The 8,483-nt window shown below is 43.3% G+C and carries 7 protein-coding genes; 2 read left to right on the top strand and 5 right to left on the bottom strand.

The features are described from left to right. The first annotated feature begins 78 nt into the window (after positions 1-78). Both LBYS_RS09540 and LBYS_RS09535 read left to right on the top strand, forming a co-directional pair. A complete protein-coding gene (locus tag LBYS_RS09540; protein ID WP_013408670.1) occupies positions 79-1,113 on the top strand; it encodes a ferredoxin--NADP reductase in 1,035 nt (344 codons plus the stop codon). 61 nt (positions 1,114-1,174) lie between these two features. Beyond that, positions 1,175-1,633 (top strand): DinB family protein, encoded by a 459-nt coding sequence (locus LBYS_RS09535; RefSeq protein ID WP_013408669.1) that lies wholly within the window; start codon positions 1,175-1,177, stop codon positions 1,631-1,633. On the opposite strand, the gene LBYS_RS09530 is transcribed toward LBYS_RS09535, so the two are convergent. Genes LBYS_RS09530 through LBYS_RS09510 form a run of 5 tightly spaced genes read right to left on the bottom strand, consistent with a single transcriptional unit; the run spans position 1,630 to position 8,482 of the window. Continuing rightward, on the bottom strand, positions 1,630-2,577 hold the full coding sequence (locus tag LBYS_RS09530) for a helix-turn-helix transcriptional regulator (RefSeq protein WP_013408668.1): 948 nt from the start codon (positions 2,575-2,577) through the stop codon (positions 1,630-1,632). The two genes, LBYS_RS09535 and LBYS_RS09530, sit on opposite strands and share 4 nt — an antisense overlap. Further along, positions 2,578-4,119 (bottom strand): acyl-CoA carboxylase subunit beta, encoded by a 1,542-nt coding sequence (locus LBYS_RS09525; protein ID WP_013408667.1) that lies wholly within the window; start codon positions 4,117-4,119, stop codon positions 2,578-2,580. Further along, positions 4,109-6,220 carry a methylmalonyl-CoA mutase gene (gene scpA / locus LBYS_RS09520; protein ID WP_013408666.1) on the bottom strand — a complete coding sequence of 704 codons (2,112 nt, stop codon included), beginning with the start codon at positions 6,218-6,220 and terminating at the stop codon, positions 4,109-4,111. Before scpA ends, LBYS_RS09525 begins: the two co-directional genes overlap by 11 nt. Beyond that, the gene (gene accC, locus LBYS_RS09515; RefSeq protein ID WP_013408665.1) at positions 6,205-7,659 is read right to left on the bottom strand and encodes an acetyl-CoA carboxylase biotin carboxylase subunit; all 1,455 of its coding nucleotides are present in this window, start codon (positions 7,657-7,659) and stop codon (positions 6,205-6,207) included. The genes scpA and accC overlap by 16 nt, the downstream gene beginning before the upstream one ends. Next, complete coding sequence (locus LBYS_RS09510; protein ID WP_013408664.1) at positions 7,634-8,482, bottom strand: methylmalonyl-CoA mutase family protein; 849 nt, start codon at positions 8,480-8,482, stop codon at positions 7,634-7,636. The genes accC and LBYS_RS09510 overlap by 26 nt, the downstream gene beginning before the upstream one ends. Between the last annotated feature and the right edge of the window lies 1 nt (position 8,483).

The following is an 8,483-nucleotide window of genomic DNA, read 5'->3' as shown; positions in this document are numbered from 1 at the left end:
GGGCCTGCGATATGCAGGCCTTTTTTTTGAACTAGGTCAAGCGGAATTATTCGTAACTTTGCGCAATTTTTAAAGTCTATGAATTCGTACTTTCTGCAAGTCCAAAAAATAGTTCAAGAAACAGAGGATACCGTTAGTATTCATTTTTGGCATCCCATAAGCGGTCAAATCTCCTATGAAGCAGGTCAGTTCCTAACGGTGCTGATTCCTGGTCCGGATGGGAAGAAAGTGCGCAGAAGTTATTCCTTCTCTAGCTCTCCAGTGACTGATTCCGGTTTAGCAATTACCGTAAAACGCGTACCGGGAGGCTTAGTGTCTAATTATTTAGTAGACCATGTCAAAGCAGGAGATTTTCTGGAGGTCCTTCCTCCTATGGGAAGATTTACCTATACTGAGACCGAAGGTAATCTAGTGTTTATAGGTGCAGGTTCTGGCATTACACCGTTGATGTCTTTGATCAAAACTCTTCTAAGAACTACAAATAAGAAGATTCTTCTCATTTATGGTAATAGAAATGAGCATAGTATCATCTTTAAGGAACAGTTGAGAGAACTGGAAAGTACGTACAGGGGTAGATTTACAGTAGTTTATATCTTAAGCAGACCCGGAGATTACTGGGTAGGGCATAAAGGGCGTATACACGAGGCTAATGTGATCTGGTTCATGAAAGATCATGGCGTAGATTTCAAAAATGATTCCTTCTACATGTGTGGCCCGGAAAAGATGATGGATGACCTTCAAAAGGTTTATACCTTATTTGAGATTCCCGAAGACAGGATCCACTATGAAAGATTCAATGCACCTACTATTGAGGAAGATGAAATTCTTCCGGAGCAAACCGCTCAAACGGTTACTGTAAAATACGATGGTGAAACCCATGTGTTTGAAGTAGCACCGCACCAAACTATACTTGAAGCCGCTTTGGAATTAGATATTGATTTACCTTATTCTTGTCAGGCCGGAATGTGTACAGCATGTTTAGGCAAATGTTTAGAAGGTCAAGTGAAGATGGATGAAGATGACGGTTTGACGGATAAGGAGAAGGATGAAGGCTACGTGCTAACTTGCGTTTCTCGTCCGCAAGGTCCCGGAGTAGTCATCGAAATTGATTAAAGCTGCTGACATGCCCTTGTCGCGGAGCATAGTTAATTTTGAAAAAAAAACAAATACAACTATGCAAATATCAGCTTCAAAATGGTTAGACATCTGGCAAGCAAACAGAAGACTTACTCGCAGAGTCATAGAAGCATTCCCTGAAGATCAATTGTTCTCCTTCTCCATAGGAGGGATGAGAACCTTCGGAGATATGATTAAGGAATTACTAGCTGTGGAAGGTCCGGGTATCGAAGAGATCGTCACCGGTGTTCGACAAAAATTTGACGAGCATGCTTCTTATCAGACTAAGCATGAGCTCCTAGATAAATGGGATGCTGAAACGGCGAGGATAGATAAATTCTGGGCCGACTTGCCAAGTGAAAAGTACCTTGAAAGAGTTAATCTTTTCGGTCAATATGAAAGTTCTGTTATAGATGCCATTCTGTATTTTGTTGAGAACGAGATCCACCATAGAGGGCAAGGTTTCGTTTATCTCCGATCTTTAGGCATTCAACCTCCATTCTTTTGGGAACGCTAAACTGATATCTTACTTATCAATTTTCGCACGTTTTCTTTTAGCTCTTCCGGCTCCAAAATCTGCATATGATCACCGAAACATAGGAACCAGCGGGGGAATGCTTCGCTGATTTCTATGGTTTCAAAGGTCATCTCTATCCCTTTTTCTGACATCCTCTCTGAAACATACCCATAATTGTGCCGCGAAGAGCTAAGATAGTTGGCAATCTTGGGATCCACGAGTAAACGCACTTTAACTCTAGGAATGTCTGTATTTTCCTTCAGGAAATAAGAAAGTGAGGGATGTTGACGGTGAAACCTATTTTGAGTTCTGTTAATTTTAATAATGCGATCTGTTCTAAACTGCCTGTAATCATTTCTAAGTAGACAAAATCCCAAGATGTACCAATTGTTATTTTCATGAAATATACCTACCGGTTCAATCTCTCGTTCAGATTCTTCACCGTAAAAGGTCTTATATTTCATGATGATCGATTTTCGGTCGGCTATGCTGTGAATGACCACCTGTAGAGAATCTTCGATTTCTTCGTTGAACATGACCTTTGGCACGCGAACCTGAATGGTTTCATCTAAGGAATCCAGCCATTCTTTGTCGTATGTTTTGAGAACGGATCTGATCTTTTCTACTGCTGAGGTGAATTGGTTACCCAATGATTTATCCGAGAGGCTTCTCATTAGCTTTTCGGCAGTAACCAGGCTGCCTGCTTCCTCTCGCGTAAACATGACGGGTGGGATTCTATAACCATCCATCAAGGAATATCCCACTCCTGCTTCCGAAAGGATAGGTACACCGGCTTGTTCTAAAGCTCTAATGTCTCTGTAGATAGTGCGTAAACTGACGCCAAATCTTTCCGCAAGATCCTGTGCTTTGATGATTCTCTTGGTTTGTAAGGAGGTCAGTAGCGCTATTAGTCGGTTAAATCTTTTTATGCTTTCATCCTGCATTTATAAAGGTATGTTTCCATGTTTTTTCTTTGGCAAATGTTCTGTCTTATTGGCCAGGGATTCAAAAGCGCGGATCAACTTTCTTCTGGTCATCCTAGGCTCAATCACCTCGTCTACGAAGCCTCTACCGGCTGCTTGATATGGGTTAGCAAATAGATCTGCATATTCTTTTTCTTTTTCCAAAAGCTTGGCTGCAGGATCATCTGCTTCAGAAATCTCCTTCTTAAATATGATCTCGCTAGCTCCTTTTGCACCCATCACTGCAATCTCAGCACTTGGCCAAGCAAAGTTAAAATCGGCGCCAATATGTTTAGAGTTCATCACATCATATGCACCTCCGTACGCTTTACGTGTGATAACCGTAATTCTGGGAACAGTGGCTTCTGAAAAAGCATAGAGCAATTTCGCTCCATTTGTTATGATGCCTTTCCATTCCTGGTCCGTACCCGGTAAGAAGCCCGGTACATCTTCCAATACGAGTAAAGGGATATGGAAGCAATCGCAGAATCTGATAAATCTGGCCGCTTTCTTAGAAGCTTCAATATCTAGAACTCCGGCTAGGCTCATGGGCTGGTTTGCCACGATACCTATACTTTTTCCGGCTAGTCTCGCAAAACCCACGATGATATTATCAGCATAGTTTTTATGAACTTCAAAAAAACTGTCATCGTCTATGATGCCGTCAATGATGGCATACATGTCGTAAGGTTGATTGGGATTATCCGGAATAATTTGCTCTAAATCCTCTCTGATTTCCGTGCCAAAGGTATAGGGAAGCGCAGGAGGCCTGTCTTCACAGTTCTGAGGGATATAACTTAGGAGTTTTCTGATCTGTGCTATACATTCGTAATCATTTACCGCTGTGAAATGTGTAACGCCTGATTTAACGGAATGTGCGGAGGCTCCACCTAGGTCTTCAGAAGAAACTTCTTCATTTGTTACGGTTTTAACCACGTTTGGACCCGTTACAAACATATAACTGGAGTTCTCTACCATTAGGATAAAGTCAGTGATGGCAGGGGAATAGACTGCACCTCCTGCACATGGTCCCATGATGGCAGAGATTTGAGGCACTACTCCGGAGGCTCTTACATTTCTATAGAAGATATCTGCATAACCTCCAAGGGATCTTACGCCTTCTTGTATCCTAGCTCCTCCTGAATCATTCAGTCCTATGATGGGAGCTCCATTTTTCATGGCCATATCCATAAGCCTGCAGATCTTTTCAGCATGAGTCTCCGAAAGTGATCCTCCGAAAACGGTGAAGTCCTGGGAGTACACGTAGACTAGTCGGTTAGCCACTCTTCCATACCCGGTAACTACTCCATCTCCGTAGAAAACCTGATCTTCCATCCCAAAATCAGTAGTTCTATGTACTACTAAGGCTCCTGTTTCTTCAAAACTACCTTCGTCTAGGAGAAGATGGATTCTTTCTCTGGCAGTGAGCTTGTTTTTTTTATGTTGAGAATCGATCCGCGCTTGTCCACCTCCCAGGGAAGCCTGGGTTAGTTTATCTTTGAGTATTTGCTTCTTATCTTGCATGCTCTTGCAGTTTTTGGATTAGGTTTATGGCAGATGCGGCAATTCGGGTTCCCGGTCCAAAGATGCCTGCCACTCCTTTTGCATATAGAAATTCATAATCTTGAGGTGGAATCACACCTCCCACAATAACCAAAATATCATCTCTACCCCATTTTTTTAGTTCCTCTATCACTTGAGGAACCAAGGTTTTGTGTCCGGCAGCTAAAGAGCTTATTCCCACTATGTGCACATCATTCTCTACGGCTTGCTTTGCTACCTCTGAGGGGGTTTGAAATAATGGACCCATGTCTACATCAAAACCTACGTCGGCAAAGCCCGTGGCCACTACTCGCGCTCCTCTGTCATGACCGTCCTGACCTAATTTGGCGATGAGTATTCTGGGTCTTCTGCCTTTTTTTGACTCGAAAAGCTCACTTATCTTTCGGGCTTTTATAAACTCTTCATTGCTTTCCATGGTCTTTCTGTAAATGCCTTGTATGCTTTGTATGTTTGCCTGATATCTGCCAAAGGACTTTTCCAATGCATAGGAGATTTCCCCTAAAGTACATCTTGCTCTAGCTGCCTCAATGGCTAAGTCGAGGAGGTTTTTATCTCCAGCATTTTCCAGTTGTTTTAGAAGAGCCTTGACTTTGATTTCGTCTCTTTTTGCTTTGATTTCTTCTAATCTTCTGCACTGTGTAGCACGTACCACATCGTTTGAGACTGATAGCGTTTCCGGTAAGGTTTCGTTTTGGACAGGAAATAAATTAACCCCTATTATCTTTTCATAAGAGCTGTCTATTCGCCCTTGCTTAGCCGTTGCAGCTTCTTCAATTCTTCTTTTCGGGATTCCTTTTACTATGGCTTCCGCCATGCCACCTACACTTTCCACTTCCTCTATAAGGACCTTTGCTTTTTTGATAAGTTCACCGGTAAGATATTCTACATAATTAGATCCGGCCCATGGGTCTATGGCCTTAGTGATTCCTGTATTTTCATGCTGTAGATATTTTTGTGTATCACGAGCAATACCGGCTGAAAAGTCAGTTGGAAGGGCTATGGCTTCATCAAGGGAATTTGTATGTAGGGATTGTGTTCCCCCAAAAGCAGCAGCCAGTGCTTCTAAAGTAGTTCGTGCAATATTATTGAAAGGGTCCTGAGCCGTCAAGCTCCATCCTGAGGTTTGACAGTGTGTCCTCAGTGCTAAAGATTTGGGGTTTTTAGGTTGATATTTGGAAACATATTCGCTCCAGAGCACCCTTGCGGCACGCATTTTTGCGATCTCCATAAAGAAGTTCATGCCTATACCCCAAAAGAAGGAAAGTCGTGGCGCAAAGTCATCAATGGCTATTCCTGCTTTTAGTCCTGTACGAATATATTCCAAACCATCTGCTAAGGTATACGCCAATTCCATATGTGCAGGTGCACCTGCCTCATGCATGTGGTACCCACTGATAGAAATGGAGTTAAACTTAGGCATATGTTTACTGCAGTAAGAGAAAATATCTCCCACGATCTTCATGGAAGGGCCGGGAGGATAGATATAAGTATTCCTCACCATGAATTCTTTTAGGATATCATTCTGTATGGTTCCTTGTAGTTTTTCAGGAGAGACCCCTTGTTCTTCTGCCGCAACGATATAGAAAGCCATTATAGGTAAAACTGCACCGTTCATAGTCATGGAAACGGACATTTGATCCAAGGGGATATCATGAAATAGGATTTTCATGTCTTCTACCGTATCAATGGCTACACCAGCCATCCCCACATCTCCTGCTACACGGGGATGATCTGAATCATACCCTCTATGCGTAGCCAGGTCAAAGGCTACGGAAAGACCTTTTTGACCCTGGGCTAAATTACGTTTGTAAAAAGCATTACTTTCTTCTGCCGTTGAAAACCCGGCATACTGCCTTATGGTCCATGGCCTAGACAAATACATGCTGGCATACGGACCACCTAAAAAGGGAGGAAATCCGGATCTGGAGCCTATATGGGGATACTTCGGAGTAGGAAGTATTCTAGGAACAGGAATACCTTCCTGATTCTCAGAAAATCCGGGCAATTCCACCTCTTTTTTACTCCAGAGGTCTACCTTCTTATATTTCAACGATGGATCCATAAGCTACGTGGATTTTCGGGAAATTGGAGTTTGTCTTTTAGCCAACCGGCAACGGTTACTACTGCAGCTTCATAGGCAAGTTTTCTTTTAAATTCTTGTGGATCACTGTAGTGTTTTTTGACAAAGTGCGTGTCAAAATGGCCTTCAATAAAGGCCTGATGTTCCATTACATATTTGCCAAAAGGTAGGGTAGTGGAAATTCCGGCAATGCTATATTCTGAGATAGCTTCGCGCATCTTCACTATGGCTTCTTGTCGGTCATTACCCCAAGTGATCAGTTTAGCAATCATGGGATCATAATAGATAGGTATATCCATACCTTCTTTATAAGCATCATCCAGCCTGATGTTTTCACCTTGGGGTCTTTTGTACTTACTTAACTTACCTATAGAGGGGAGAAAATCCTGAAAGGGATCTTCTGCATAAACCCGAACTTCAATGGCATGTCCATGGATCTTTAGATCCTCTTGCCTTAACTGTAAGGTTTCGCCTCTGGCTACCCGAACCTGCTGTTCCACTAGGTCAATACCTGTAATCATTTCTGTTACCGGATGTTCCACCTGCAGGCGGGTGTTCATTTCCAGGAAGTAGAAGTTCTTATTTTCGTCTAAAAGAAATTCTACGGTGCCTACGCCTTTGTAGTTACAGGATTGGGCTACTCTCACTGCGGCAGCACCCATTTGGCTTCTGATGGTTTCGTCCAAAACGGAGGATGGTGCCTCTTCGATTACCTTTTGATGCCTTCTTTGGATACTGCATTCCCTTTCGAAAAGGTGGATAGTGTTCCCATATGCGTCCGCCAATACCTGGATTTCTATATGTCTGGGAGAGGCTACGTATTTTTCAAGGAAGACGGATCCGTCCCCAAAGGCGGCAGTGGCTTCACTCACCGCTCTTTCCATTTGTTCTATAAAATCCTCTTGTTTTTCTACTACGCGCATTCCTTTTCCTCCACCTCCTGCAGAGGCTTTGATAAGAACGGGGAATCCTATGGATATGGCGGTTTCTAAGGCCGTTTGAGGGTCAGTGATGGCGGTATCAGTCCCTGGAACCATGGGGATATTGTAATCTTTTACCCTTTCTTTTGCCGCTAATTTGGAACCCATAATACGTATGGATTCGGGACTGGGTCCAATAAAGGTGATCCCTGCATTTTCTGTTTTTTCGGCAAATTCTGCATTTTCACTGAGGAAACCGTAACCGGGGTGTATGCCATCTACCCCTAATTCCTTGGCTTTTGATAGGATCTTGTCTCCATCCAGATAGGAGGAGGCAGAAGGTGCCGGTCCTAGTAGTACTGCCTCGTCAGCCATCTTTACGTGCATGGCATTCCTGTCGGCTTCAGAATAAACGGCTACGGTACGAATGCCCATGCGCTTAAGTGTCCGCATGATGCGTATGGCTATTTCACCTCTATTTGCTACTAAGACTTTTTTCATATGTTTCAAGGTATGTTGACCAAGTTTCTTCAATCATTTTAATGGTGAGATCTTCCAAAAAGTAAGATCCAGAGGCGGGGTCATCAACTTCTCCGAGATGTCCTTCCCAGCGTAGTATATGTTGGATATTTCTATCTAATCTTCTGGCAAATTCCTTCTCCAGTCCGGGTATGGGTTCCCCTTCTAGCCAGTCGGCACCGCCGCAAATGGCTGAAGTGGCCATCTGGGTGCGTGCTATGATCTCAGTATAGGAATCCTGTCCAGTACAAGGTAAGAGTACTCCGAATGAACAAGAGCCAGCTTGAGCCTGATTTGCTTCTTCGATCTTTGCCCAAAGATGCCTTAGGGTTCGCATTTGAGCCAGATTGAGGTAGAAGTTTTCTTTGGCTGGTAAAAGGAAATGTACAGGACCATATTTTTGCTGGAAAACCACTTTTTCTGCTTTAATGAGCAGGTCTACCATATGATCTCCCTGTATGCCCCATTTGCCTTTGAAGTTCTGGGGCCGAGGTTCATCACAGAGAATAAGATTTCCTTTTGGAGAAAGATTTTCGCTGGGGCCTACGATTCGGATGGTCTTTTGGCTGAGATCAAGATCGCCTAAAGTGGAGTAGGTTTCAGCCTTCATACTTAAGGCTTGTACACCGCCCTGCAGGCTGGAAAGAACTTCGTCTTTATTATCTACCCATTGGGATACCAGCCAATGTGCCTGTAATTTGGGTATATTCAGCGCTTTTGTCGGTGTATGATCAATGAGTGGATTTCCTACCTCAAAAGTAGGAGAGGCAGGTAGTTCGCTGAGGACCTTTTGTAACCATTCCATA

Source organism: Leadbetterella byssophila DSM 17132, from assembly GCF_000166395.1.
GTDB lineage: Bacteria > Bacteroidota > Bacteroidia > Cytophagales > Spirosomataceae > Leadbetterella > Leadbetterella byssophila.
This window is presented reverse-complemented; position numbering and strand designations above follow the sequence as displayed.

Excerpts from the sequence above, each read along its gene's own strand:
- accC (WP_013408665.1), bottom strand. The coding sequence starts at position 7,659 with ATGAAAAAAGTCTTAGTAGCAAATAGAGGTGAAATAGCCATACGCATC.
- LBYS_RS09530 (WP_013408668.1), bottom strand. The coding sequence starts at position 2,577 with ATGCAGGATGAAAGCATAAAAAGATTTAACCGACTAATAGCGCTACTG.
- LBYS_RS09540 (WP_013408670.1), top strand. The coding sequence starts at position 79 with ATGAATTCGTACTTTCTGCAAGTCCAAAAAATAGTTCAAGAAACAGAG.
- LBYS_RS09525 (WP_013408667.1), bottom strand. The coding sequence starts at position 4,119 with ATGCAAGATAAGAAGCAAATACTCAAAGATAAACTAACCCAGGCTTCC.
- LBYS_RS09510 (WP_013408664.1), bottom strand. The coding sequence starts at position 8,482 with ATGGAATGGTTACAAAAGGTCCTCAGCGAACTACCTGCCTCTCCTACT.
- LBYS_RS09535 (WP_013408669.1), top strand. The coding sequence starts at position 1,175 with ATGCAAATATCAGCTTCAAAATGGTTAGACATCTGGCAAGCAAACAGA.
- scpA (WP_013408666.1), bottom strand. The coding sequence starts at position 6,220 with ATGGATCCATCGTTGAAATATAAGAAGGTAGACCTCTGGAGTAAAAAA.